The 23,937-nt window shown below is 68.4% G+C and carries 21 protein-coding genes; 10 read left to right on the top strand and 11 right to left on the bottom strand.

The genetic code is table 11. From position 1 onward, the window contains the following. Together LQZ87_RS03315 and LQZ87_RS03310 are read left to right on the top strand one after the other, a co-directional pair. Positions 1-354 (top strand): Fe-S protein, encoded by a 354-nt coding sequence (locus LQZ87_RS03315; protein ID WP_230102040.1) that lies wholly within the window; start codon positions 1-3, stop codon positions 352-354. A gap of 86 nt (positions 355-440) precedes the next feature. Next, the gene (locus LQZ87_RS03310; protein WP_230102039.1) at positions 441-1,823 is read left to right on the top strand and encodes an MFS transporter; all 1,383 of its coding nucleotides are present in this window, start codon (positions 441-443) and stop codon (positions 1,821-1,823) included. A 105-nt stretch (positions 1,824-1,928) separates the two neighbouring features. Here the strand turns inward: LQZ87_RS03310 and LQZ87_RS03305 are convergent, their stop codons facing one another. After that, on the bottom strand, positions 1,929-2,960 hold the full coding sequence (locus LQZ87_RS03305) for a S66 peptidase family protein (RefSeq protein WP_230102038.1): 1,032 nt from the start codon (positions 2,958-2,960) through the stop codon (positions 1,929-1,931). A 144-nt stretch (positions 2,961-3,104) separates the two neighbouring features. Between LQZ87_RS03305 and LQZ87_RS03300 the strand changes: the two genes are divergently transcribed. Continuing rightward, positions 3,105-3,311 (top strand): AsnC family protein, encoded by a 207-nt coding sequence (locus LQZ87_RS03300; RefSeq protein WP_230102037.1) that lies wholly within the window; start codon positions 3,105-3,107, stop codon positions 3,309-3,311. Positions 3,312-3,339: 28 nt separating this feature from the next. Then, positions 3,340-5,244 carry an ABC transporter ATP-binding protein gene (locus tag LQZ87_RS03295; RefSeq protein ID WP_230102036.1) on the top strand — a complete coding sequence of 635 codons (1,905 nt, stop codon included), beginning with the start codon at positions 3,340-3,342 and terminating at the stop codon, positions 5,242-5,244. Between the two features lie 242 nt (positions 5,245-5,486). Here the strand turns inward: LQZ87_RS03295 and LQZ87_RS03290 are convergent, their stop codons facing one another. Continuing rightward, the gene (locus LQZ87_RS03290) at positions 5,487-7,352 is read right to left on the bottom strand and encodes a phosphoenolpyruvate carboxykinase (GTP) (protein ID WP_230102035.1); all 1,866 of its coding nucleotides are present in this window, start codon (positions 7,350-7,352) and stop codon (positions 5,487-5,489) included. A gap of 129 nt (positions 7,353-7,481) precedes the next feature. Between LQZ87_RS03290 and LQZ87_RS03285 the strand changes: the two genes are divergently transcribed. Then, positions 7,482-8,924, top strand: coding sequence for an XRE family transcriptional regulator (locus tag LQZ87_RS03285; RefSeq protein ID WP_230102034.1), 1,443 nt, complete (start codon positions 7,482-7,484; stop codon positions 8,922-8,924). Positions 8,925-8,933: 9 nt separating this feature from the next. On the opposite strand, the gene LQZ87_RS03280 is transcribed toward LQZ87_RS03285, so the two are convergent. Continuing rightward, the gene (locus LQZ87_RS03280) at positions 8,934-10,007 is read right to left on the bottom strand and encodes a winged helix DNA-binding domain-containing protein (protein WP_230102033.1); all 1,074 of its coding nucleotides are present in this window, start codon (positions 10,005-10,007) and stop codon (positions 8,934-8,936) included. An 81-nt stretch (positions 10,008-10,088) separates the two neighbouring features. On the opposite strand from LQZ87_RS03280, the gene LQZ87_RS03275 reads away from it, so the two are divergent. Further along, positions 10,089-10,769, top strand: coding sequence for a thioredoxin domain-containing protein (locus LQZ87_RS03275; RefSeq protein ID WP_230102032.1), 681 nt, complete (start codon positions 10,089-10,091; stop codon positions 10,767-10,769). 96 nt (positions 10,770-10,865) lie between these two features. On the opposite strand, the gene LQZ87_RS03270 is transcribed toward LQZ87_RS03275, so the two are convergent. Then, complete coding sequence (locus LQZ87_RS03270) at positions 10,866-12,275, bottom strand: glyceraldehyde-3-phosphate dehydrogenase (protein WP_230102328.1); 1,410 nt, start codon at positions 12,273-12,275, stop codon at positions 10,866-10,868. 174 nt (positions 12,276-12,449) lie between these two features. On the opposite strand from LQZ87_RS03270, the gene LQZ87_RS03265 reads away from it, so the two are divergent. Next, positions 12,450-13,100, top strand: a complete 651-nt coding sequence (locus tag LQZ87_RS03265) for an HAD-IA family hydrolase (RefSeq protein WP_230102031.1) — start codon at positions 12,450-12,452, stop codon at positions 13,098-13,100. On the opposite strand, the gene murQ is transcribed toward LQZ87_RS03265, so the two are convergent. Next, positions 13,093-14,055: an N-acetylmuramic acid 6-phosphate etherase gene (murQ, locus tag LQZ87_RS03260; RefSeq protein ID WP_230102030.1), complete on the bottom strand. Its 963-nt coding sequence runs from the start codon at positions 14,053-14,055 to the stop codon at positions 13,093-13,095. The two genes, LQZ87_RS03265 and murQ, sit on opposite strands and share 8 nt — an antisense overlap. After that, positions 14,048-14,941: a BadF/BadG/BcrA/BcrD ATPase family protein gene (locus LQZ87_RS03255; protein ID WP_230102029.1), complete on the bottom strand. Its 894-nt coding sequence runs from the start codon at positions 14,939-14,941 to the stop codon at positions 14,048-14,050. Before LQZ87_RS03255 ends, murQ begins: the two co-directional genes overlap by 8 nt. 143 nt (positions 14,942-15,084) lie before the next feature. On the opposite strand from LQZ87_RS03255, the gene LQZ87_RS03250 reads away from it, so the two are divergent. After that, a complete protein-coding gene (locus LQZ87_RS03250; RefSeq protein WP_230102028.1) occupies positions 15,085-15,942 on the top strand; it encodes a MurR/RpiR family transcriptional regulator in 858 nt (285 codons plus the stop codon). A 2-nt stretch (positions 15,943-15,944) separates the two neighbouring features. Here LQZ87_RS03250 and LQZ87_RS03245 read toward each other — a convergent pair whose 3' ends face one another. Beyond that, entirely contained in the window at positions 15,945-17,054 is a 1,110-nt protein-coding gene (locus tag LQZ87_RS03245; RefSeq protein WP_230102027.1) for a DUF998 domain-containing protein, read from the bottom strand. A gap of 149 nt (positions 17,055-17,203) precedes the next feature. Here LQZ87_RS03245 and LQZ87_RS03240 point away from each other — a divergent pair, with 149 nt between their 5' ends. Beyond that, positions 17,204-18,913: a thiamine pyrophosphate-binding protein gene (locus tag LQZ87_RS03240; protein ID WP_230102026.1), complete on the top strand. Its 1,710-nt coding sequence runs from the start codon at positions 17,204-17,206 to the stop codon at positions 18,911-18,913. Between the two features lie 27 nt (positions 18,914-18,940). After that, entirely contained in the window at positions 18,941-19,804 is an 864-nt protein-coding gene (locus LQZ87_RS03235; protein WP_230102025.1) for a PhzF family phenazine biosynthesis isomerase, read from the top strand. Positions 19,805-19,808: 4 nt separating this feature from the next. Here LQZ87_RS03235 and LQZ87_RS03230 read toward each other — a convergent pair whose 3' ends face one another. The 4 genes from LQZ87_RS03230 to LQZ87_RS03215 form a co-directional block, all read right to left on the bottom strand. Further along, on the bottom strand, positions 19,809-21,536 hold the full coding sequence (locus tag LQZ87_RS03230) for a Na+/H+ antiporter (RefSeq protein WP_230102024.1): 1,728 nt from the start codon (positions 21,534-21,536) through the stop codon (positions 19,809-19,811). A gap of 119 nt (positions 21,537-21,655) precedes the next feature. Beyond that, a complete protein-coding gene (locus LQZ87_RS03225; protein WP_230102023.1) occupies positions 21,656-22,036 on the bottom strand; it encodes a VOC family protein in 381 nt (126 codons plus the stop codon). A gap of 82 nt (positions 22,037-22,118) precedes the next feature. Next, positions 22,119-22,742 (bottom strand): response regulator transcription factor, encoded by a 624-nt coding sequence (locus LQZ87_RS03220; RefSeq protein WP_230102022.1) that lies wholly within the window; start codon positions 22,740-22,742, stop codon positions 22,119-22,121. Further along, positions 22,736-23,935, bottom strand: coding sequence for a histidine kinase (locus LQZ87_RS03215; protein ID WP_230102021.1), 1,200 nt, complete (start codon positions 23,933-23,935; stop codon positions 22,736-22,738). Before LQZ87_RS03215 ends, LQZ87_RS03220 begins: the two co-directional genes overlap by 7 nt. Positions 23,936-23,937 lie beyond the last annotated feature (2 nt).

Raw genomic sequence — 23,937 nt, 5'->3', positions numbered from 1 at the left:
ATGGAGACCCTGCGCCTGATCGTCGTATTCATCCACCTCATCGGCTTCGCCGTGCTCTTCGGAGCGTGGGCGGCCCAGGCGTTCGGCGGCAAGCGCCAGATCACGCGGGTAATGGATTACGGCCTGGCGATCGCCGGTCTCGCCGGCCTTGCCCTCGCAGCCCCGTGGGGCATCTCGTACGACCTGAACTACGTCAAGATCGGCGTGAAACTCGTCGTGCTGCTGATCATCGGGGCGCTGCTCGGCATCGGGTCCGCTCGCCAGAAGCGCGGTGACGCCGTGCCCGCCGCCGTCTTCTGGCTCGTCGGCATCCTGACACTCGCCAACGCCGGAATGGGAATGCTCTGGCGGTAATACGCGGCAATTCGCGCTCAGCTGATTCCCAGGTGGCGTAAACTCCCGGGGTGCTCTTTCTCTGAGCACCGATCGTCAGGAGCACCTTGAGCACCACCGTCAAACCTGCCAACCCCCGCTCGCGCGTCATCACAGCGAGCCTGGTCGGCACCACCATCGAGTTCTACGACTTCTACGCCTACGCGACGGCCGCTGTTCTCGTCTTCCCGATCCTCTTCTTCCCGAGTGACAACGAGACCGCGTCGCTCCTGGCGTCCTTCGCCGTCTTCGGCGCCGCCATGGTCGCGCGCCCCATCGGCGCGATGGTCTTCGGCCACTTCGGCGACAAGTACGGGCGCAAGGCGACGCTGGTGGCATCCCTGCTCACCATGGGAATCGCAACCGTCCTCATCGGCGTGCTGCCGACGTTCCAGCAGATCAACTGGGTCGCGCCTCTCCTGTTGCTCGTCCTGCGTTTGGCGCAGGGCTTCGCGCTCGGCGGCGAATGGTCAGGGGCCGCGCTCGTCGCGACCGAGAACGCCCCCAAGGGCAAGCGCGCCTGGTACGGGTCGTTCCCGCAGCTGGGTGCCCCGATCGGCTTCATCATCGCGAACTTCATCTTCCTGGCGATCAACTGGCTTCTGCCGCACGCCGAGGACCCGTCGCTGAAGTCCGAGGCGTTCCTGGCATGGGGATGGCGCATCCCGTTCCTCTTCTCGGCCGTCATGGTCATCATCGGCCTGTGGGTGCGACTGCGGCTCGTCGAGTCCGACACGTTCAAGAAGGCCGCCGAGACCGGAGCGATCCGGAAGATGCCTCTGGCGACGGTGTTCCGCCACTACTGGAAGCAGCTCCTCCTCGGCACGTTCATCATGCTGGCGACATACGTGCTGTTCTACCTGATGACGAACTTCACGCTCACCTACGGTGTCGCCCTGACCGATGCCAAGGTGCCAGGTCTGGGGTTCGGATACACCGATTTCGTGCTCATGCAGATCGTCGGGGTGGTGTTCTTCGGCATCTTCACGCTGCTGTCGGGCCCGATCGCTGACGCTGTCGGACGCCGTCGCCTGCTGATGTGGGTCACCGCGGCGATCATCGTCTTCGGTCTCAGCTTCAACGTGTTCCTGCTTCCGCAGGTCGACCCGAGGTTCACGGGAGCGCTGACCCAGGCGTTCCTGATCCTCGGCTTCATGCTCATGGGCACGACCTTCGGCCCGATGGGGGCGCTGTTGCCCGAGCTGTTCCCGACCAATGTGCGGTACTCGGGGTCGGCGATCTCGTACAACGTGTCCTCGATCCTCGGTGCCGCCGTCGCGCCGTTCATCGCCGTTGCGCTGTGGAGTGCTGTCGGCGGCCAGCCGTGGCTGGTCGGCCTGTACCTGTCGGCCATGGGCGTGCTGACCTTCATCGCGCTGATCTTCACGCCCGAGACCAAGGATCACGACTACGAGTCCGATCTCGGGCTCGCGCAGAGCGCTGAGCTGTAGCCCGCGCTACCGCGTCCCGCTTGCCGAGGCCCCGTCTCATAACCGAGGCCCCGTCGCAGAGTCACATCTACGACGGGGCCTCGGTACGTAGACGGGGGCTCGGCGTCAGTAGATCGCGTGGATCGTGCGTGCCGCGCCGTCGAGGAGCATCCGGCCGCCGTACGGCACGATCCACTGCGGACGAGTGTGCCCGAACGGCACGCCGACGCAGACGACCGCATCCGGGTTGTAGCGGGCGACCGTCTCGATGACGACGTCGCGCTGGGCGCGGCGGAGCGCCTCGGCCTCGGATGCTGAGGGGCGGAAGTCGAAGTCGCTCACCGGCGGACGGGCGACGACGACTCCGGCGACCGCCGAGAGGATGCCCCGCTCCCCCAGTCCGCGCATCCATCGCGCGACCCAGGATGCCGGGGGCCGCTCCTCGCTCGTCTCGATCAGCAGGATCGCACCCTCGAGATCGGATGCCGGAGGCAGACGATCAGCGAACGCCACGCCGTCGAGCACCTCGAGGCAGCCGCCCCACGTTCGCCCCTCGACCCGCGCGGCCGGTCCTGCCCAGATCCATGGCGCGGTCACGACGCGGTCGCCGTACTCCGTGAGAGCACGCGGGTCCTCCCAGCGCTTGCCGACGTCTTCGGACTCCCCTGGCTCGGTGAGCTCGAGCTCTCCGCCGTCGAGGAGCGCAGCGCGCAACGATCGCAGGTGGATGTCGTCGACGGCGGGACCGGGTCCGAGGTGCACGGCGGTCGAGCCGCCGTAGAAGCCCGGGATGCCGAGGCCCCACAGCCAGTTCAGGAGGTTGGTGTTGTCGCTGTACCCGACGAAGGGCTTCGGATCGGCCTGTGCGAGCGCGGCATCGAGATGCGGCACCACGAGGATCTGGTCGTCGCCGCCGATGGTCGCCAGGATGGCCCGGATGCTCGGGTCGGCGAACGCTGCGTTGACATCGGCCGCTCGCGCCTCGGGCGAGGCACCGAGTTCGCGGGTCGTCGGGTACTCGACCGGGACGAGTCCGGTCAGCTCTGTGAGGCGGCGCAGCGCCTGCTCGTGCAGCTCAGGCGCGACGGCAGGAGCCGCGAAGGCGGGCGAGAGGACGGCGACGCGGTCGCCGGGAACGAGCTTGGGCGGTGTCAGCATCCGCCCATTCTGCCGGTCGGCGACGGATGCTGTATCGCTTTGGTCGGCTTCGAACGATCAGAACCGACCGAAGTCATACAGCATGACGCACTCAAGCGTCAGCTTTTGTTGACACAGACCGAGCGGTCAACATAGATTGACGCTATGACCGTTCACACCGCGCAGGCCCTCGACCCGGACGGCGAGCCGATCGCCGAACTGCACCGGCTCGCCGGCATCCGTCTCGAGATCGCCCGCGCCGAAGAAGCGCAGGTGCGCCGCGCACGCCTGGCCGGATACTCCTGGCAGGCGATCGCCAGCGCCCTCGGCGTGACGAAGCAGGCCGCACACAGGAAGTACGGTCGTAGGTAACCCCTTTTTCTTCAGATCGAGGTCTCGCATGTCTCGTACGGCGCCCACTCGCCGGCGCGGACGCGGTGCGCCGCAGGACGGTCCGCGCGCCACATTCCGCCAGCTTCTCCCCTTCCTGTTCGAGCACAAGCGCACGCTGATCGTCGTCGCCGTGCTCAGCGTCATCGGCGCACTCACCTCGCTGGCCCAGCCGCTGCTGGTCGGTCAGGTGATCGGGTTCGTCCAGGAGAGCCGGCCGCTCGGCATGCTTATCTGGGCACTCGTCGGGTTCGTGATCGTCTCGTCGGTGATCTCGGGGTACCAGCACTACCTGCTGCAGCGCACAGGAACCGCCGTCGTGCTCTCCAGTCGCCGCAAGCTCATCGCCCGCATCCTGCACCTGCCGATCCGCGAATTCGATGCTCGACGCACCGGCGACCTCGTCTCACGTGTCGGCACCGACACGACGCTGCTGTACGCCGTCCTCACCCAGGGGCTCGCAGACGCCGTCGGCAGCGCGCTGCTCTTCCTCGGCGCTCTGATCGCGATGCTCGTCATCGACCCGCTCCTTCTTCTGATCATCGTCGTGGTCGTAGGCGTCTCCCTGGTCGTCGTCGTGCTGCTCAGCGGCCGCATCCGCACGGCATCCACGGCCCAGCAGGTAAAGGTCGGCGAACTCGCCTCGGCCGTCGAGCGCGCGGTCGGGTCGATTCGCACCGTACGAGCGTCGGGAGCGACCGAACGCGAGACGCACTCCGTCACAGGGCTCGCCGACGAGGCCTACGGCATCGGCGTGCGGATCGCGAAGGTCTCGGCGCTGGTCGTGCCGATCGCCGGCGTCGCCCTGCAGCTGTCGCTGCTCGCTGTGCTCGGCGTCGGCGGCTTCCGGGTAGCGGCCGGTGCCATCACCGTCGCCTCCCTGGTCACGTTCGTCATGTTCCTTTTCATGCTGATCATGCCGCTCGCCACGACGTTTGGCGCGATCACCTCGGTGAACCAGGCGCTCGGCGCGCTCGGACGGATCCAGGAGGTGCTCGACCTGCCGACGGAGGACCAGGAGGATGCCGCGATCGCCCAGTCGCTGTCGGCGGAATCCGTCCCGTCGGCAGATGCCGGGCCGACGGTTCCCGCGCTCTCTTTCCACGACGTCCGCTTCCGCTACCCCGACGCTGTCGTCGCAGCCCGCGAGGCGGCGGCCAGCGAAGCACGCACGCTGCTCGTCGACGCTCATCTCGAGCGCCAGGGCGATGCGGTGCCCGAGGAGACCGAACGCGCTGAGGTGCTTCGCGGGGTGTCGTTCTCCGTCCCGCGCGGTGCGCGCGTGGCGCTGGTGGGGCCCAGCGGTGCCGGTAAGAGCACGATCCTGTCTCTCATCGAGCGCTTCTACGACCCCACCGGCGGATCGATCCGTCTGGACGGCGACGACATCCGCACGTACCCGCGGGCCGAGCTGCGCGCGAACTTCGGCTATGTCGAGCAGGATGCCCCGACCCTTGCCGGCACCCTCGCCGACAACCTGCGGCTCGCGTCCCCCGACGCCACGGATGCTGACTGCGAGCGCGTCCTGCGCGCCGTGAACCTCGGCGACGTGCTGGAGCGGGGGCCTCTGGGTCTGCAGACACCGGTAGGCGAGGACGGCGTGATGCTCTCGGGCGGTGAGCGTCAGCGGCTCGCGATCGCGCGGGCCCTGCTCACCGAGGCACCGATCCTGCTGCTGGACGAATCGACGTCATCTCTCGACGGCGTGAACGAGCAGCGCATGCGCGAGGCCATCGACGCCGTCTCGGCCGATCGCACCCTCATCGTGATCGCACATCGGCTGTCGACCGTTGTCGACAGCGACGTGATCGTCGTGCTGGAGGACGGCGAGGTCGTCGGCACCGGCACGCACACGGAGCTCATCGAGCAGGTTCCGCTCTACCGGGATCTCGCGAGGCATCAGCTGCTGGCGTAGCATCCGGTCGTCACGAGGCTTCAACTCGCTTCGTCAGCCCTTTTCATCTTCGGGCTTCGCGCTTCGCTCAACGACCCGCGAGTGCGCGAAGGTGCGGACGCTGTCCCGATCTGCAGACTGATTCCCCCGAAACGTCTGCAGAGCGGGACAGGCCCGGCTGTATCGCGGCGGCAGGATGATCGGGACCACTCAGCCATGGGTTTGTCCCTGCCATCCCGCCGCCGCGAGTCTGTGCGAGGCGCCTACTGCGCCTGTGCGAGGCGGTACCGCAGCGACGCGAGCTCGGTGCGGAGCGCCGCCGGCAGGGTCTCGCCGAAAGTGTCGTAGAACGCCTCGGTGGAATCGGCTTCCTGAGCCCAGGCAGCCGGGTCGACGCTGAACAGCTCCTCGAGATCCTGCTCAGGGATGTCGATCCCGTCGAGGTTCAGATCGGAGGTCAGCGGCAGGCGGCCGATCGGGCTGTCGACGGCTGCGACCTCGCCGCTGATGCGACGGATGATCCAGTCGACGACTCGGGCGTTGTCGCCGAAGCCGGGCCACAGGAAGCGGCCATCCGATCCGCGGCGGAACCAGTTGACCTGGAAGATCCGCGGTGCACGGTCGAAGCGCAGGGAGCGTCCGACCTTGAGCCAGTGCGCGAAGTAGTCGCCCATGTTGTAACCGCAGAACGGCAGCATCGCGAACGGGTCGCGGCGCAGCTCGCCGAGCGTGCCCTCGGCCGCGGCGGTGCGCTCGGACGAGATGGTCGAGCCGAGGAAGACGCCGTGCGTCCAGTCGGTCGCCTCGACGACGAGCGGGACGTTGCTCGCGCGACGGCCACCGAACAGGATGACGTCGAGCGGGACGGCCTCTTCCCAGTCGTCGGAGATCTGCGGGCACTGCGCAGCAGCGACCGTGAAGCGCGAGTTCGGGTGGGCTGCGGGGCGTCCGGAGTCGGGCGTCCAGTCGTTGCCCTCCCAGTCGATGAGGTTCGCGGGCGGGGTGTCGGTGAGTCCCTCCCACCAGACGTCACCGTCGGGGCGCAGCGCGACGTTGGTGAAGATCGTGTTGCCCCAGAGCGTCTCGATCGCGGTCACGTTCGTCGACTCGCCGGTGCCAGGTGCGACACCGAAGAATCCGGCCTCGGGGTTGATGGCCCACATGCGGCCGTCCTCACCGGGACGGATCCAGGCGATGTCATCGCCGAGCGTCTCGACCTTCCAGCCAGGAATCGTCGGCCGGAGCATCGCGAGGTTCGTCTTGCCGCACGCCGAGGGGAAGGCGGCGGCCACGTGGTAGGCCTTGCCGTTCGGGTCGATCACTCGGATGAGGAGCATGTGCTCGGCGAGCCATCCCTCATCGCGGGCGATCACCGAGGCGATGCGCAGTGCGAAGCACTTCTTGGCGAGGATGGCGTTTCCGCCGTAACCCGAGCCGTAGGAGTAGACCTCGAGAGTGTCGGGGAAGTGGACGATGTACTTGTCGTCGTTGCACGGCCACTCGACATCGGCCTCGCCCGGTGCGAGCGGAGCTCCGACGGAGTGGACGGTCTTGACCCAGGGAGCGCCCTCGGCGATCTGGCGGGTCACGGCGTCGCCGACCCGAGTCATGATTCCGATGGATGCCACGGCGTACGCGCTGTCGGTGACCTGGACGCCGATGTGCGACAGCGGACCGCCCACGGCACCCATCGAGAACGGCACGACGTACATCGTCCGGCCGCGCATCGAGCCCTCGAAGATCTCGGTCATCTTGGTGCGCATCTTGGACGGGTCCGCCCAGTTGTTCGTGGGGCCGGCGTCCTTCTCCTGCTCCGAGGCGATGAAGGTGCGCGCCTCTGTGCGAGCGACGTCGCTCGGGTGCGAGCGGGCCAGGTACGAGCCAGGACGCCATTCGGGGTTGAGCTTGATGAGCTTGCCCTCGTCGACGAGACCGCGCAGCATCGCGTCGTTCTCGGCGGGCGACCCGTCGACCCAGTGGACGGCGGCGGGCTGCGTGAGCTCGCGGATCTCTTCGACCCACGCCTTGAGCTCGGACAGGGCAGGAGTGTCGTACGTCGGAGCCGCGCCCAGGGTGCGCACTGCGGAGACCGCGGGAACGCGAGGGGTGAAGGTCTCGGCCATAGCCATTTCTGCTCCTTGGGTTGAGGATCCGTGGATCGAAGGGATCGGTGCCTGCATCCATTCTGTGCAACCTTGACGGCCGTTTTCGGACGATTCCGATCTAAAGAAGCTCGTTTCTTTCGCTATGCTCAAAGAATGAGCAGCTCCGGCATCCATCTCACGACACTGGGTCATCGCATCAGGCACCACCGCGTCTCGCACGGGTTCACGCTGGACGAACTCGGCGCGAAGGTCGGCGTCGCCGGGTCGCAGCTCAGCCTGATCGAGAACGGCAAGCGCGAGCCGAAGCTGTCCCTGCTGCAGGCGATCGCCCAAGCGACGGACACCGACGTCGCCGACCTCATCTCGGGCGAACCGCCGAACCGGCGGGCAGCGCTCGAGATCGAGCTAGAGAAGGCGCAGGCGAGCCCCGTGTTCCGCCAGCTCGGCGTCAGTCCGGTCCGGGTGTCGAAGGGCATCCCGGACGAGACGATCGAGTCGATCCTCGGACTGCACCGCGAGCTGCAGAGGCGGGAGCGCGAGGCGATCGCGACGCCGGAGGAGGCTCGCCGAGCCAACACCGAGTTGCGGCTGCGCATGCGCGCGCAGAACAACTACGTCGCCGAGATCGAGAAGCTCGCCGAGAAGCAACTGAAGTCGGCCGGCCACGTCAGCGGAGCGCTCACCCACCGAACCGTGATCCTCATGGCCGAGAAGCTGGGATTCGAACTCATCTACGCGAGCGATCTCCCGCACTCCACGCGGTCGGTCACCGACCTGGAGAACAGTCGCATCTATCTGCCGCCGGCATCCATTCCCGGCGGCCACGGCCTCCGGTCGATGGCGCTGCAGGCCATGGCGCACCGACTGCTGGGCCACACCCCGCCGACGGACTACGCGGACTTCCTGCAGCAACGGCTCGAGATCAACTACTTCGCCGCTGCGTGCCTCATCCCCGAGACTGCTGGTGTCGCGTTCCTGCAGCAGGCGAAGAAGGACCGCAACCTCGCCGTAGAGGACTTCCGCGATGCATTCGGGGTGACTCACGAAGCAGCGGGCATGCGGATGACGAATCTCATGACCGAGCACCTGGGCATGAAGCTGCACTTCCTGCGCGTCGAGGACAGCGGCGCCATCACCCGCGTTTACGAGAACGATGACCTGCCGCTGCCGATGGACGTCACCGGCGCCGTCGAGGGCCAACCGGTCTGCCGCAAGTTCCAGGCTCGGGCGGCCTTCACCCAGCAGAACCGCACGACCGAGCGCTACCAGTACACCGACACCCCCTCTGGCACGTTCTGGTGCGCGACGCAGACGGGATCGGGCAGCGACGGCGAGTTCTCCGTCACGGTCGGGGTGCCGTTCGACGACGCGCGCTGGTGGCGTGGGCGCGAGACGTCGGACCGCGTGGTTTCGACCTGCCCGGATGAGGCCTGCTGCCGCCGCCCCGACCCCGCACTCGCCGCGCGCTGGAACGGCAATTCCTGGCCGAGCGCACGCGTCCACACGCACATGTTCTCGCCGCTCCCCCGCGGCGCGTTCCCCGGAGTCGACGACAGCGAGGTCTATGCGTTCCTCGACCGGCACGCGGTGGATTGAGGCGCGCGATCAGCCGGTGATGAAGGCGGCGTAGCGGTCGAGGGCTGCGATGACGTCGGCGTCGCTCGCGCTTCCCGGGGCGAGCAGCTCTGGCACCGGATCGTCGGCGTGGCGGCCGACGGCGGTCGAGTGCCGCCAGGTGCCGACGACCGCGCCGTCCGCCAGGAGGATCGGGCGCACCATGCCGTTCTTGCCCGGCCCAACGGCCGCCGAATGCTCCGGCGCACACGCGACCGAGCGGTCGGCGTACGAGATGTAGTACTCCTCGAATGAGGCGAGGGCCAGCACGGATGCCGTACGCGGACTGCGCCGCGGCCGGTCCCGCGCGGCGAAGACGCCGTCGTCGACCTCGTGGATGCGGTCGTCGCCCTGTGCCGCCGACGCCGCAGCACGCGCCACTGTGAGCGTGAGACCGGCCCACCAGGCGAAATCGGCAGCCGTCGCCGGACCGTGCCCGCTGATGTATCGCACGAACATCTCGGCAGCGGGATCAGCGGGCCACGCCGACTCGCGGATGTGCTCCTCGACGAGCACGAAGTACTGCTCGCGGCTCACTCCGCCCGGTCGCGCCACCACCGGCCCCTGGCAGATGATGCCGCGCAGCGCGAGGGCGCCGATCGCGTGGGCGCCGCGCTGTCCGGCGGGGTCGACGCCGAGGCCGGTGAACAGATCGACCAGCTCTGCGCGCGTCAGGGCGTTGCCGCCTCGCAGCGCCGCCCGGACGGCGCCCTCAACCCGCGTCAGCACATCGGCGTCGAGCCCGAGCTCGCGCAGCCTCGGCTCCTGTGCGCGCATCTGACGTGCGCCGGTGGCCTGCAGCATCCATCCGAAGTCGCGCGCGGGGACGATGTGCAAGGTGCCGCGCTGCGTCCACGCCCGGATGAGGATGCCGCGCTCGAACAGCCGATCGACGGCGCTCAGCGTCGGCGCACCCGTGGCGCGGGATGCCAAGGCCCAGCGGCCGCCCCAGAATTCCTGGGCCTGCACGGCGAGTATGTGGCGCGCGGCATCCGCTACCGAGCGCGCAGGCGCAGTCAACCGGTGCGAGCGCAGGCGTTCCGCCCGCAGCATCACGGTGTCCATTCCCCCATCCTGCCCGCCACCGCCGACATCGCCCACCCGCTAGGGTCGATTCGAACGCTGACCCGACGAGGACGGACGACGATGGCTGCGGAATCTCGAAGGCCCAACTGGTTCGCTGTCTGGATCTCGATCGGCGTGGTGATCGCGCTGGTCGTCGCGGGCATCCTTGTCGTGGTGCTCAACCAGCGGAAGGGCACGGAAGCCCTGGCTCCCGGCGGAGCCATCGTCGATCAGCAGACCGGTGCCATCACGATCGGCGATGGTCCTGATGACGTCGAGCTCTGGTTCGACTTCGCGTGTCCGCATTGCCAGGACTTCGAGGAGCTCTACGGTCCGAGCATCCAGGATCTCGTCGACGACGGCGCGATCAGCCTGCGTCTGCAGCCCGTCGCCCTCTCGGGTCTCAACGCGGCATCCGGCACGCAGTTCTCGGAGCGGTCGGGAAGCGCGCTGTACTGCGTCGCGGACGCTGCCCCCGACGCCGCCTACCCGTTCTTCACGAAGCTGTTCGCGATGAAGCCCAGCGGCCCTGGCGTGCCGGACGACGAGCTGACGTCACTCGCCGCCGAGGTCGGCGGAGCGGATGCCGCGGAGTGCATCGCCGATGGCACCTACCGGCAGTTCACGGTCGATCAGGCGCAGCAGCTGCCGCAGAATCCGCAGACCGGCGGAGCCGGCACTCCGACACTGGTCGTCAACGGCGAGTACGTCGCCGTCACCGGCGATGTGGGTGCCGACATCGTCAGCCGTCTGAACGGCTGACCGATTCCGCTCAGCCTGTATCGATTCGGTCGGTTATGAACGATCAGAACCGACCGAATCGATACAGCATCCCATCGGGCACACCCGCCGCAGACCTCAGCCCTGCAGCGTCACCTCGCGGCGCGGAGGCAGCACGACGGGATGCGAGCCTGCCATGACCTCGAGCACGCGGATGACCTGGCACGAGTAGCCGTACTCGTTGTCGTACCAGACGTAGAGGATGACGTCCTGCTCGTTCGCGATCGTGGCGAGCCCATCGACGATGCCTGCGCGGTGCGACCCGACGAAGTCCGTCGAGACGACCTCCGGCGACTCGACGTAGTCGATCTGCTGCCGCAGCTTCGAGTGCAGTGAGACGCGGCGCAGATAGTCGTTGAGCTCGTCCTTCGTCGCCGGGCGCTCGAGCGTCAGGTGGAGGACGGCGAGCGAGACATCGGGAGTGGGAACGCGGATGGACGACCCGGTGAGCTTGCCCTCGAGCTCGGGAAGGGCTCGAGCCACCGCCTTCGCCGCACCCGTCTCGGTGATGACCATGTTCAGCACCGCCGAACGCCCGCGGCGATCGCCGGAGTGGAAGTTGTCGATGAGGTTCTGGTCGTTCGTGAAGGAGTGAACGGTCTCGACGTGACCCCGCACGATCCCGTATGCCTCGTCGACGGCCTTCAGGACCGGCGTGATCGCGTTCGTCGTGCAGGATGCCGCGGACAGGATGCGATCCTCGGGCGTGATGGTCGCGTCGTTGATGCCGTGGACGATGTTCTTCAGCACCCCCTTGCCAGGGGCGGTCAGCAGCACGCGGGCGACGCCCTTCGCCTCGAGGTGACGGCTGAGACCCGCTTCGTCGCGCCAGCGCCCGGTGTTGTCGACGACGATCGCGTTCTGGATGCCGTAGCCGGTGTAGTCGACGGATGCCGGGTCGTTCGAGTAGATCACCTGGATGCGGGTGCCGTTGGCGATGATCTGCTCGGCGTCCTCGTCGACGGTGACGGAGCCCGCGAAGCGGCCGTGCACGGAGTCGCGCATCAGCAGCGACGCACGCTTGACGAGGTCGTTCTCCGACCCTCGACGCACGACGATCGCGCGCAGCCGCAGACCGCTGCCGCCGCTGTTATGCGCGATGAGGATGCGGGCGAGCAGACGCCCGATACGACCGAACCCGTAGAGAACGACATCAGTTGGTTCAGCCGGGGTCGCTCCCATCGCGGGGGCGAGTGCCTCCCGCAGGTACTCGTCGAGCGGGGCATCCGTTCGTCCGGCGACGAGCCGGGCGACATCGATCGACGAGGCTCCTGGTTCGAGATCGCGCAGCCCCTCGAGCACGGCGAGAGTGTCGTCGAGAGCGAGTTCCTCGTGACCGAGCTGAGCGACGCGCTCGTGCAGCTCGATGATGCCGGTGGTCGACAGACCGAGCAGGCGATGCCCGTGCAGCGACGTCACCACCTCGTGATCACGTCGCAGCGCACCGACCAGCGGAACCATCCGCTCGGCGAGCTCCTCTCTGGCCATCCAGTCGTCACGGTGTGTCACGAAGCCCTGTGCCGCGAAGTCGTTCATCTGCGTCCTTGCATGTCTGAGCGCGCCGAAGATCGTCCGGCGCGCGGGTTGCCGGGTGGAGCATCGGGGGATGTACCCAGGATAGTGGGCGGCGGGGGTACTCATCGCCCGGGCTAGCCTGGACGCATGGTCACGACTCTCACCGCCCGCGCCGCGCTCCTCGACATGGACGGCACGCTCGTCGACTCGACGGCCGTGGTCGAACGGCTGTGGCTGGAGTGGGCCGAGCCCCACGGCCTCGACCGCGACACCGTGCTCGCGACGGTGCACGGGCGTCAGGGATGGCAGAGCATGTCGATCCTGCTCCCGGAGCGCGACCACGCGATCAACCTCGAGGAGAATCGGCGGATGCTCGCCCGCGAGAGCGCCGAGACCGAGGGCGTCGTCGCGATCGCCGGGGCGGCGGAGCTGCTGCACGCGCTCCACGGCTACCCGCACGCCATCGTCACCTCCGCGGACGTCGCTCTCATGACCGCTCGGATGGGCGCCTCGGAGCTCAGCATCCCCGAGCTCGCCATCACGGCAGAGCGGGTGACCAACAGCAAGCCCGATCCGGAGGGCTTCCTGCTCGCGGCATCCACGCTCGGCATCGCTCCCGAGGACTGCGTGGTCTTCGAGGACTCAGGCGCCGGCATCCGCGCCGGACTCGACGCCGGCATGACGGTCATCGGCGTCGGACCGCACGCGCCCGCGTTCGGCCCCGCCCATCACGTCGACGATCTGACGCAGCTCGTCATCGCGCCCGGCGGCGAAGGCTTCGAGATCCGGATCAGCTGAGCGCCGCGATCGCCTCACGCAGAATGCCGTCTGCCTGAGCCAGCGCCCCGCGCGCCCGCTGCACGTCCGCACCGGTGGCCAGCGTCAGCAGGGCGAGCTTCACCGACCCGCCGGCCGCCTGCAGCGTTTCAGCAGCCTCGCCGACCCCGACTCCCGCGATCTCCGTGACCGTCCGGATCGACCGGGCATGCAGCTTCTCGTTGGTCGCCAGCAGGTCGACCATCACGCCGCGGTAGGTCTTGCCGAGCTTGATCATCGACAGCGTCGTCAGCATGTTCACGACGAGCTTCTGGGCGGTCCCCGACTTCAGACGCGTCGACCCGGAGATGAACTCGGGGCCGGTCACGATCTCGATCGGAACTTCGGCCGCCGTCCCGATATCGGAGTCGCGGTTCGAGGCGATCGCCACCGTCAATGCGCCGATCGCCCGCGCGTACCGCAGTCCGCCGACGACGTACGGCGTGCGACCGGACGCCGAGATCCCCACGACGGTGTCGCGGTCGGTGAGTGCGATCTCCCGCAGCGAAGCCTCCGCCGCATCGGCGTCATCCTCCGCGTTCTCGACCGCCGAGCGGATCGCCGGCTCTCCCCCGGCTATGATCCCGACCACCATGGACGGATCCGTGCCGAACGTCGGCGGGCACTCGCTCGCGTCGAGCACGCCGATGCGTCCGGCAGTGCCGGCACCGATGTAGATGAGCCGCCCACCACGGCGGAACCGCTCGGTGATCCCGTCGACCGCGCGAGCGATGTCGACTGCGCGCTCGGCGACGGCGACCGGAACGCGGTGGTCCTCGGCGTTCATCCGACGCACGAGATCGACAGTGTCGAGCAGGTCGAGATCGCCGCGCTCCGTCGTGGCCGCCTCGGTGTCGAGCTGCGAGAGCACGCCGAGCAGTTCTGCGAGGCGAGTGGAGTCGGAGGAGGTGGTATCAGGCACGGTGTTGTCAGGCACGGTGGACGAACCTTTCATGGGGCATATCGGTATGGCGCGCGAGCAGCGCAGCGCCGTCGAGGGCGTCGCCGGCCGCGGCCACGATCACACGCCCGGCGGAGGTCAGGAGATGCTCGAGCTCGGCGCGGAACCAGGCGTGGTCGCCGAGGCCGCCGTGGATCACGACATCGGCATCATCGGATGCCGCGACAGCTGAAGCTGTGAGCAGGCGCGCGGCTTCGGCGGCGATCCCGGCGGCGACGTCGTCGCCGGCCGCCGCCGCATCGAGCACGAGCGGCGCGACGCTGGCGAGTTGCCGGGCGACGGGCTCGTCGCCGGCCAGCCAGGCGACGGCATCCGGAGCCGGAGCGATGTGCGAGCGCACCGCATCGCCCAGGACGGTCGGCCCGCCGAGGCCGTCGCGAGCGCGCAGCGTCGCGCGGATCCCCTCGCGACCGATCCATGACCCGCCCCCGAGGTCCCCGAGATCGGGGCCCCAGCCGTCCACCAGGCGCACCCCTGAGGAATCCGCACCGAGCGCGGCGGCACCGGTGCCGGCGATGAGGAGAGTGCCCGGCGCTCCGCTGAGCGCCCCGGCGTGAGCTGTCACGACATCGGAGGTCACAGCGATGGCCGCGCCGGTGGACTGCGCCAGTCGGGCGGCGAGTTCACGTGCGGCATCCGGGACGCTCCACGCGCCGGCGACGCCGATGCTCAGCCTCTGGATGTCGCCGATCTGGGCGAGCAGAGGAAGGATCGCGGCGAGAGCCGTCTGGACGCCATCGGATGTCGCGAGGCCGGGGGAACCCGCACCCGCATACGACTCACGCCCGTCGGCGGCGATCACCGCGAGGCGACAGCGCGTCTTTCCGAGATCGACGGCAATGATGGGGTGCTCGATCGGCATCTCTCAACTCTCAGAACAACTCAGCTTCGGAAAGAGTCTACATGGCGCATAAACTTCTTGAAAAGAATTTACCATCGGTCGACTCGCCGCCGAGACAAGACCCTCGACGCGACATACTGTAATCCCAGCCTTCAGGAGCGCGGATGAGCATTCAGACCACCATCGAAGCGGCCGCCTCGACCCTGCCGCCGTCCCTAGCGCGCATCGCGACCGTCGTACGCGAGAGCCCGTCGGTCGTCGTCGACATGACGATCAACGAACTCGCGAACCGATGCAGCACATCGGTGGCCTCGGTCGTACGATTCTGCCGAGCGATCGGATTCAGCGGTTACGCTCCCCTGCGCATGGCTCTGGCGACCGAACTCGGCAAGGAGGCTGCGCAGTTCTCCGCCAGGGGCATGGTCGGATCCGAGATCTCGGACGGCGATTCGCTGCGCGAGGCGGTCTCCAAACTCGCCGCCCTCGAGCTGCTCGCCATCGAGGAGACCGTGGAGGCGCTCGACTTCGACGTCCTCGAGGCCGCGATCACCGATATCGATCGGGCCGACCGCATCCTGCTGTACGGAATCGGAGCCAGCCAATTCGTCGCCGAGGACCTGGCGCAGAAGCTCCTTCGCGTGGGACGCAACGCCCACGTGCTCCGCGATCCGCATGAAGCCGTCGCGGCGACGGTGCTGCACACGGGACCGACCGTCGCGATCGGGTTCTCCCATTCGGGGACGACGAACGAGACGGTGCGGTTCCTGCGCACCGCACGACAGAGCGGCGCAGCGACGATCGCCGTGACGTCCGCCAAGAGCTCGCCCCTCGCGCGTGCCGCGGACCACGCGCTGTTCACCGAGGTGCGGGAGTCGTCCTTCAGGGCCGGCGCGATGGTCAGCCGGATCGCACAGCTCACGGTCGTCGACTGCCTGTTCGTCGGTGTCGGCAAACGTCGGTTCGCCGAGACGATGGATGCTCTCCAGCGCACCCGCGAAGCCACTCGCGCTCTGCGCGACTGAGTTCACACCGCCGGCTGCCGCTCGACGGCGTTCTCGGTCGCCGGCTGCGACTGCACGTCGTCGGCGGCGCGCAGGAACACGATGATCCAGCTGAAGATGAGTATCGCGGCGATCAGCTCGACCGCGGTGAGGTTGTAGTAGCCGGTCGCGAAGAAGATGCCCAGCAGCACGATCACGGCGACGTACACGTAGCCCATCCCCACGAACACGCTCGAGATCGATGGGAGCAGCCACGGCAGCGCGATCACGACCGCTGCGAAGGCGACGGCCATGCCCGTTGCCACGGTGTTGTGCACGATGAAGAACGCGTCGACGGGGAAGACACCGACGCAGGTGAGGAAGATCCCCATCAGGATCATGCCGATCCGAATGTAGTGGCGGCCGCGCTTCTGCTGCGGATCGGCGACGGGCAGACCGGCGGTCGCATAGCGGCTGACCGTCGTGACGATGACCCCAGCGACGATCAGCGTTCCGTTGAAGATCCAGGCGGAATCGTTGCTCGCCATGCCGAGGGCCGAGAGGTTGTCGCGCCACCAGTGCCGGTCGGTCGCCGTGAGCATGCTCGCGAAGGCGCCGACCACGAGGAAGATCGCGAGCACCAGCGAGAGCATCATGGGCGTGAGGGATGCCGCGCTCAGGAAGCACACGTATGCCGTGAGCGCGAAGGCCACGGCCACGAGGATCGCACCGGGGAAGTCGTAGACAGGAGCATCCGCGAAGCTGAGTTCGAGCAGCGCGGCGATGCCGGACCAGCCCAGCAGGGCGGTCGCGGCGTACGCGAGGGTGATGGCCGCCGTGTCGTACCAGCGCAGGCGATCGTCGCGCATGGTGAGGCCGTCGGCCTGTGCGGCTATCCGGCCCCGCCGCACGACGACCCGCCCCAGCAGCACCGAGAGGATGGCGACGACCGCTCCGCCGACGGCGGCGTACGCCCCGATCGACCAGGCGCCGGCGATGTCGAGCTCTCGTCCCCAGAACGGCGGGAGCGACACCACGAATCCGACGGAGAAGAACGCTGCCCCGACGAGAAGCGCCGTCGTCTCGAGCGACAGGGAGCCGGCCCTCGAACGCCGAACCAGGTCGTGCCAGAGAGAAGCCGCGCGTGTCGCCATGCGACCATTCTGGCCGGAGTGCGGAGCTAGAATCGAGGGGTCCGGTTCAGCCGGTGCTCGAAAAAAGGGCACGAAGCCGACGTCGCATCGATGCGCCGCGCGAGACACATACGGAATCTCTCACCGATACCGTCTCGAAAGGCACTGTCATGCCCTCCGTCTCCGCTCACGTCGCCCTCACTCTGGCGCAGCACATCGACGCCGTCTTCGGCGTGATGGGCAACGGCAACGCGTACTTCCTCGATGCTCTCGAACGCGACACCGACGCTTCGTTCACCGCGGTCCGCCACGAACAGGGCGCGGTGGTGGCGGCCGATGCGCACTATCGCGCGTCGGGCAGGATCGCCGCCGGTACGGCCACGTACGGCGCCGGCTTCACGAACACGCTGACGGCGCTCGCTGAGGCGGTTCAGGCACGCATTCCGCTGGTTCTCGTCGTCGGCGACGAGCCCACATCGGGTCCGCGGCCGTGGGACGTCGACCAGATCGCCCTGGCGTCGGCCGTCGGCTCTCGTACCTACACGGTGGGCAGAGCGGATGCCGCGGCGACCACGATCATCGCCATCGAGCATGCTCTGACCTATCGACTGCCGGTCGTGCTGGCCATCCCCTATGATGTCGCCGCGCTCGAGGCAGGGCCGGTGCCCGAGGCGCCGTCACCGCGCTCCCCTGCTCCGCTCGCACCGAAGGGCGAGTTCGCCGACGGGATGCTCGATGAGATCGCAGCAGCTCTTCGGGAAGCCGAGCGCCCGTTCCTGCTGGCCGGCCGGGGCGCGTGGCTTGCGGGAGCCGGTGAAGCGCTCGGCGCTCTGGCCGACGCGACCGGGGCGCTCACGGCATCCACCGCGCTGGGGCGGGGTGTCTTCCCCTCCGCGGAGCACGACCTGGGCGTGACGGGTGGGTTCGGCGCCGAGGGCGCCATGGACCTCGTCCGCGAGGCGGATGTCGCGGTCGTCTTCGGAGCGTCGCTGAACCAGTTCACGATGCGCTTCGGCGAGCTGTTCGCACCGGGGACCCGGGTGTTCCAGGTGGATGTCGCGCCGGCCGCGACGCACGCGAACGTCGGCGGGTTCGTCCGCGGTGATGCTCGCGTGGTGGCGGAGGCGCTCGTCCAGCGCCTCGCCTCCATGAGAAACCATCTCCGGCACGAGAAACCACGCGGGGAAGGGTTTTTCGCGCCGGAAGTGGTTTCTCAAGGCGGGCCGTGGCGTGAGACCGTCGACGTGGCGGCGGCCCGGACGTATGACGGCGGCGACGAACTCGCCCCCGACGGCCGACTCGACCCGCGCTCCGCCGCCCGTCGCATCGCCGAGCTGCTGCCGCAGGACCGCGTCGTCGTCTCGGACGGCGGGCACTTCATCGGGTGGGCGAACATGTACTGGCCGGTGGCATCGCCCGACCGCATGATGATGATCGGCACCGCCTTCCAGGCGATCGGCCAGGGCTGGCCGAGTGTCGTCGGCGCGACCCGCGCGAGGCCCGAATCCACGATCGTCCTCACCAGCGGTGACGGCGGCGGGTTGATGGCGATCGCGGACCTCGAATCAGCCGTTCGTGCAGCAGGAGGCCGTGGCTGCGCCGTCGTCTGGAACGACGCCGCCTACGGTGCGGAAGTGCATCTGTACGGACTCAAGGGCCTGGCCGAGGGCCCCATGCGCATCCCGGAGGTCGACTTCGCCGCCTTCGCCGCGGCAGTCGGTGGCGAAGGCGTCGTCGTGCGCACTCTCGAGGACCTCGAGCGACTGGAGACGTGGTCTGCGGAGCCGGCATCCGAGCGGCCTTTCCTGCTTCTCGACCTGCGCATCTCCCCCGCCGTCGTTGCGCCGTACCAGCAGGAGATCATCCGCGTGAACAGCTGATGCGCTCCCTCCGATAGGCTCCTCGCCATGGCCGATGCCCCCGAGATCCTGCGCTACAGCGCGTTCGCAGCGACACCGGAGGGCGGCAATCCGGCGGCTGTCGTCCTGGATGCTGCGCACCTCGACGATGCGTCGATGCAGCGGATCGCGGCCGAAGTCGGGTACTCGGAGACGGCGTTCGTCATCGGTCAGGATGTCGAGACGCACAGGTATCGGGTGAGATTCTGGTCGCCGGCCGCCGAAGTGCCGTTCTGCGGCCACGCAACCGTCGCGACGGCCGTCGCACTGGTCGAACGGGGCGGCGCCGGGGACGCATCCTCCGAAACCCTGTCTTTCGAAACACAGGGGGGACGCGTGGAACTGCGCCCGACGCGGAGCACCGACGGCTCCGTCACGGTGTCTTTCACCAGCGTGGAGCCCGAGGTCCGCGACATCGACGTGCGGGTGCGCGACCGGCTGCTCGCCCTTCTCGGACTCGGCGAGGCCGATATCGACCCGCGCTTACCCGTACGCGAATCGTTCGCGGGCAATTGGCATCCGGTCGTCGTCATCACTGATCCGGAGGTGTTCCACCAGTTCCGGTTCTCCCCCGCCGAGGTCGCCGCCCTCATGCGCGAGCAGGGCTGGCTCGGGACCGTGACCGTGCTCCATGCCCTGAGTCCGTGGGAGTTCGAGGCCCGCAACCTCTTCCCCGTCGGAAGGATCACCGAAGACCCGGCGACGGGCTCGGCCGCGGCATCCACCGGCGCGTACCTGCGCGACCAGGGATATCCGGAGCAGGCGATCCGGATCCAGCAGGGACGGCACGTCGGCCGGCCGAGCACCCTCGAGGTCAGGATTCCGGCCGAGGGTGGCATCGAGGTGTCCGGCGGCGCGACGCGGATCGGCTGATCGCTTAGTCGAGCTGTTCGATCCCCTGCATGCGAACCTGCTCGAGGTCGAGGTTCGCAGAGATCCGCCGGACGACGATGTCATCGACCGTCCCCGACCGGCGCAGGCTCAGCAGCACCTCGCGCTTGTGGTCGAGCATCGCCAGCTTGAGCCTGGAGAACTCGTCGTGCCTGATCAGCGGCGAGCGCTGCTCCAGGTCCACATCGGCGGACGTCGCGACCATCTGCAGCGTCGTTCCGTCGACGACCGCCGGCGCGCTGCTCACGTCGACGGAACCGTCGGCGAACGGATCGGGAGCGCCGAGCATGTCCTCCATCGCGCCGACCTCGGCGTCGATGAGCGCCCGCTCCCTCGCCATCGCCCTGGCGTTGGCGAGCTCCAGCATCTCGTACCCGTCCCGCCGCACACGATCGCGCACCTCATCGCTGATGCCGTGCTCGGACGCCAACGCGTCGAGCGCCGCCATCGCCGACCCCGAGATCGCACGCTCAGCGAGCTCGAACTCCTCGTCCTCGCCGTGGTCGACGGGGTACCGTGCCCAGCGGACCACCGCTGGGAGCAGCGGCCCCTGGACCAGCAGGCTCAGCAGGATCACTCCCGCGGTGACGAAGATGACCTCGTCGCGGCCCGTGAGCGTCGAGCCGTCCGGCATCGTGAGCGGCACGGAGAGAGCGATCGCGAGCGAGACGGCACCGCGCATGCCCGCCATCGTGCTGACCACCATCATGCGTGTGCGCAGACCCCGCGGATGCTGCGCGCCGCCGCGCTGGAACGGCACCGAGAGCAGCTGGAACAGGAACCGCACGACGAGCAGCGCGACCCACACCGCGACTGTGGCGAGTGAGAGCCAGCCGATCATCGGCAGCGACGTCTGGTGAACGACCCACTGCACCTCGAGACCGATGAGCACGAACAGCGCGCCGTTGAGCAGGAACACCCCGAACGGCCAGGCGGCCTCGGATTGGCGGCGGGATGCCGCCGTCGTGATCCGCGGGCCCACGTAGGCGGCGATGAGGCCGGCCACCACGACAGCCAGCACGCCGGACGCATGGATCAGCTCGGCCACCATGAACGCGGTAAACGGCACCAGCAGCATCGTCACATTGATCGCGATCGTGCTGTGCACTCGCCGAAGCAGCAGCCACGCGGCCGCCGCGACCAGTCCTCCGACGGCGATGCCGCCGACGTAGGACACGACGACGGTCCCGGTGATCATCAGCGGCGTGACCTGACCGCCGACCGCGAGCGAGACGGCGATCGCGTACAGCACGAGTGCCGTGCCGTCGTTCGTCAGGCTCTCGGCCTTCAGCTTCATGAAACTGCGCCGAGGCAGCAGCCGCCCGAGGGCGGCGACGGCCGTGGCGTCCGGCGGCGCGACCGCCGCACCGAGGATGAGCGCGATCTCCCACGGCATCCCGAACAGCGCGGCGACCGCCGCGACGGCGAACGCCGAGGCGACGACGAGCAGCGTGCTCATCGGCAGGATGTACCGGAAGTCGCGACGTATCGACCGCAGGGACGTCGTCAGGCTCTCCCAGAACAGCATGACCGGCAGGAACAGCAGCAGCACGGTCTCCGGCGGCAGCTGGACCTCGCGCAGGGCCGGGACGAATCCGAGCAGCAGACCGAACACCACGAGCACCAGGGGCAGCGCGAGGCGCACCCGGGGCGCGAGCAGTGTTCCGACCAGAATCGTCAGCCCGAGCAGGACTGTGACCTCAAGACCTTCCATACGCGCACCCATCTGCCGTCGCGGACAGGCGCGACGTGCGAAGAGACACAGCGCCCGTCAGGCAAACCGTATTCCCGACTCGCCGCACTCGGAAGCCCCGAATGCGAACGCGTCGCGGATCAGCCGACTGTGCTGTAGTCGGGCATCTGCTGCAGAGTCCAGGTGTTGCCATCCGGGTCGTCGAACGTCACGAACCGGCCCCAGGCCTGCTCGTCGACGCCGTCGGCCTCGACCCCTGCATCGCGCAGTTGCGCGAGCGCAGCATCCGCATCGGGCACGACGACCTGGATCGTGTTCTGTTGACCGGGCTCCAGGTCGACCCCCAGCCCCTCGCCGAACGCGATCGAGCACGCCGACCCAGGCGGGGTCATCTGGACGAACCGCAGGCCCTCCTGCACCACGTGATCGTGGTCGGCGTTGAACCCGATCCCGACGTAGAACGCCTTCGCCCTGTCGACATCCGTCACCGGCACGAAGATTAGCTCGATCTTCCAATCCATCACGCACTCCTCCTGGCGAGCGTCGGCGCCCGACCGCGGCTCACGCTACGCGCGGGGTCGGACATCCGACACGGACGATCGGCTAGATCCAGCCCTTGTCCTGCGCGATCCGCACGGCCTGCGCTCGATTCGCGGCCCCCACCTTTCCGATCGCGGCCGACAGGTTGTTGCGCACCGTCCCCGCAGACAGGAATACCTCGGCGGCGATGGCCGCTGCGCTGCGTCCGTCGGCCGCGAGCCGCAGCACCTGCTGCTCGCGATCGCTCAGCGGGTTGGCGCCTTCGAACAGGCTCGCCTCGGCGAGCGCGGAGTCGACGACCCGCAGTCCCGAATGCACACGTCGCACCGCATCGGCCAGTTGCTCCGCCGGGGCGTCCTTCACGACGAAACCACTGGCGCCGGCATCCAGAGCAGAGCGAAGGTAGCCGGGCCGCGCGAAAGTCGTCACGATGAGCACGCGCGTGTCAGGGCTGGCGGCGCACACAGCGCGCGTCGCGGCGATGCCGTCCATCCCCGGCATCTGGATGTCCATCAGGCACACGTCCGGGGCGGTGTCGGCGACCAGTCGGACCGCCTGCTCGCCATCCCCTGCCACCCCCACGACCGTGAGATCGTCCTCGAGTTCCAGCAGCGCAGCCAGCGCGCCGCGCAGCATCGCCTGGTCATCGACGATGACGATGCGGATCGTCGCTGCATCCGTCACCATGTCACCTCGATCCGGGTCCCAGCCGGCTCATTCGAGTGCACAGTCAATGCTGCGCCGCCGGTGGTCGCACGCTCTCGCATGCCCCGCATCCCGTTGCCCTCACCGCCGGCGAGACCGCGACCGTCATCGGCGACCGAGAAACTCCCCGGCACCATCCGCACGGTCATCGTGCGCGCGCCGGCGTGGCGCAGCACGTTGGTCGTCGCCTCGCGCAGGATCCAGCTCGCGGTCAGCGACTGCGCCGGCGACAACGCCGCCGCGTCGCCCTCCACCCGCATCGACACGTCTGCGGCAGCCAACGCTCCGCGGCACGACTCGAGTTGATCGATGAGGGTCGCATTGCGCACCCCGGCCACCGTCGCACGCACACCGGCGATCGCCTCTGCCGTGAGCGATTCGATGTCGGCGAGCTCGGCCTTGGCCCGCTCAGGGTCGCTGTCCATGAGCTTGCGCACCAACTGAGCCTTGAGCTTCACCACCGTCAGCGAATGACCGACCAGATCATGCACGTCGCGGGCGACGGCCTCGCGCCCCTCGCTGGTGGCGAGTTCGAGACCGAGCTTCTCAGCCTCAGCGGAGCGGATGATGAGGCTCGTCGAGACCGTGTTGACGACGCCGAGAAGTGCGAGGATCGCGAGGATCGTCAGATAGTCCAGCCCTCCGGGCGTCAGGAACACGATCAGCGCGGTGATGACGATGCTCGCTGCCAGAGTGAGCCAGTGCGCCAGGCGCGTGAGCCCGTACGATGCGAACGACATGATGAACGGCATGAAGCTCAGCGCTGACCCGCCCGCGGCCGGCACCGTCAGCACCGCGCACACGATCATCCCTCCGAAGGCCACCCACTGGATCGGCTTCGGAGGGTCCGTGAGCCCGCCGCCGCCGAAGCTCATGCCGTTCATGAACCCCGCGACGTAGACCAGGATGAACGCTCCGAGCGCCACCCAACCGGTGATGATCCAGGCTTGTGCGGCATCCGATCGCAGCAGCGCGATCACCGGGTAGGCGAGGAACACCAGCCAGACCGCGGCCATGACCCATCCGAAGCGTTCCCACGGCGATCTGGCTCCCTGGCCAGGGCTCGTCCTGCTTCGACGGCTCCCCGGTGCGCCCAACGCGGCTGGGGCGACGCCGGCCGCTGTGGCCGCCGCCGCATCCCGCGCATCCCGCGATCGCGTCACGTCATCCGTCATGC

It is taken from the genome of Microbacterium sp. Bi121 (assembly GCF_918698005.1).
Classification (GTDB): domain Bacteria; phylum Actinomycetota; class Actinomycetes; order Actinomycetales; family Microbacteriaceae; genus Microbacterium.
The sequence above is the reverse complement of the archived record's forward strand: the minus strand, read 5'-3'. Positions and strand labels throughout refer to the sequence as shown.

Bases quoted from the DNA above. Each gene is read 5' to 3' on its own strand.
- LQZ87_RS03315 (WP_230102040.1), top strand. From the start codon at position 1: ATGGAGACCCTGCGCCTGATCGTCGTATTCATCCACCTCATCGGCTTC.
- LQZ87_RS03305 (WP_230102038.1), bottom strand. From the start codon at position 2,960: ATGCTGACACCGCCCAAGCTCGTTCCCGGCGACCGCGTCGCCGTCCTC.
- LQZ87_RS03300 (WP_230102037.1), top strand. From the start codon at position 3,105: ATGACCGTTCACACCGCGCAGGCCCTCGACCCGGACGGCGAGCCGATC.
- LQZ87_RS03295 (WP_230102036.1), top strand. From the start codon at position 3,340: ATGTCTCGTACGGCGCCCACTCGCCGGCGCGGACGCGGTGCGCCGCAG.
- LQZ87_RS03290 (WP_230102035.1), bottom strand. From the start codon at position 7,352: ATGGCTATGGCCGAGACCTTCACCCCTCGCGTTCCCGCGGTCTCCGCA.
- LQZ87_RS03285 (WP_230102034.1), top strand. From the start codon at position 7,482: ATGAGCAGCTCCGGCATCCATCTCACGACACTGGGTCATCGCATCAGG.
- LQZ87_RS03280 (WP_230102033.1), bottom strand. From the start codon at position 10,007: ATGGACACCGTGATGCTGCGGGCGGAACGCCTGCGCTCGCACCGGTTG.
- LQZ87_RS03275 (WP_230102032.1), top strand. From the start codon at position 10,089: ATGGCTGCGGAATCTCGAAGGCCCAACTGGTTCGCTGTCTGGATCTCG.
- LQZ87_RS03270 (WP_230102328.1), bottom strand. From the start codon at position 12,275: ATGGCCAGAGAGGAGCTCGCCGAGCGGATGGTTCCGCTGGTCGGTGCG.
- LQZ87_RS03265 (WP_230102031.1), top strand. From the start codon at position 12,450: ATGGTCACGACTCTCACCGCCCGCGCCGCGCTCCTCGACATGGACGGC.
- LQZ87_RS03255 (WP_230102029.1), bottom strand. From the start codon at position 14,941: ATGCCGATCGAGCACCCCATCATTGCCGTCGATCTCGGAAAGACGCGC.
- LQZ87_RS03250 (WP_230102028.1), top strand. From the start codon at position 15,085: ATGAGCATTCAGACCACCATCGAAGCGGCCGCCTCGACCCTGCCGCCG.
- LQZ87_RS03245 (WP_230102027.1), bottom strand. From the start codon at position 17,054: ATGGCGACACGCGCGGCTTCTCTCTGGCACGACCTGGTTCGGCGTTCG.
- LQZ87_RS03240 (WP_230102026.1), top strand. From the start codon at position 17,204: ATGCCCTCCGTCTCCGCTCACGTCGCCCTCACTCTGGCGCAGCACATC.
- LQZ87_RS03235 (WP_230102025.1), top strand. From the start codon at position 18,941: ATGGCCGATGCCCCCGAGATCCTGCGCTACAGCGCGTTCGCAGCGACA.
- LQZ87_RS03230 (WP_230102024.1), bottom strand. From the start codon at position 21,536: ATGGAAGGTCTTGAGGTCACAGTCCTGCTCGGGCTGACGATTCTGGTC.
- LQZ87_RS03225 (WP_230102023.1), bottom strand. From the start codon at position 22,036: ATGGATTGGAAGATCGAGCTAATCTTCGTGCCGGTGACGGATGTCGAC.
- LQZ87_RS03220 (WP_230102022.1), bottom strand. From the start codon at position 22,742: ATGGTGACGGATGCAGCGACGATCCGCATCGTCATCGTCGATGACCAG.
- LQZ87_RS03215 (WP_230102021.1), bottom strand. From the start codon at position 23,935: ATGACGGATGACGTGACGCGATCGCGGGATGCGCGGGATGCGGCGGCG.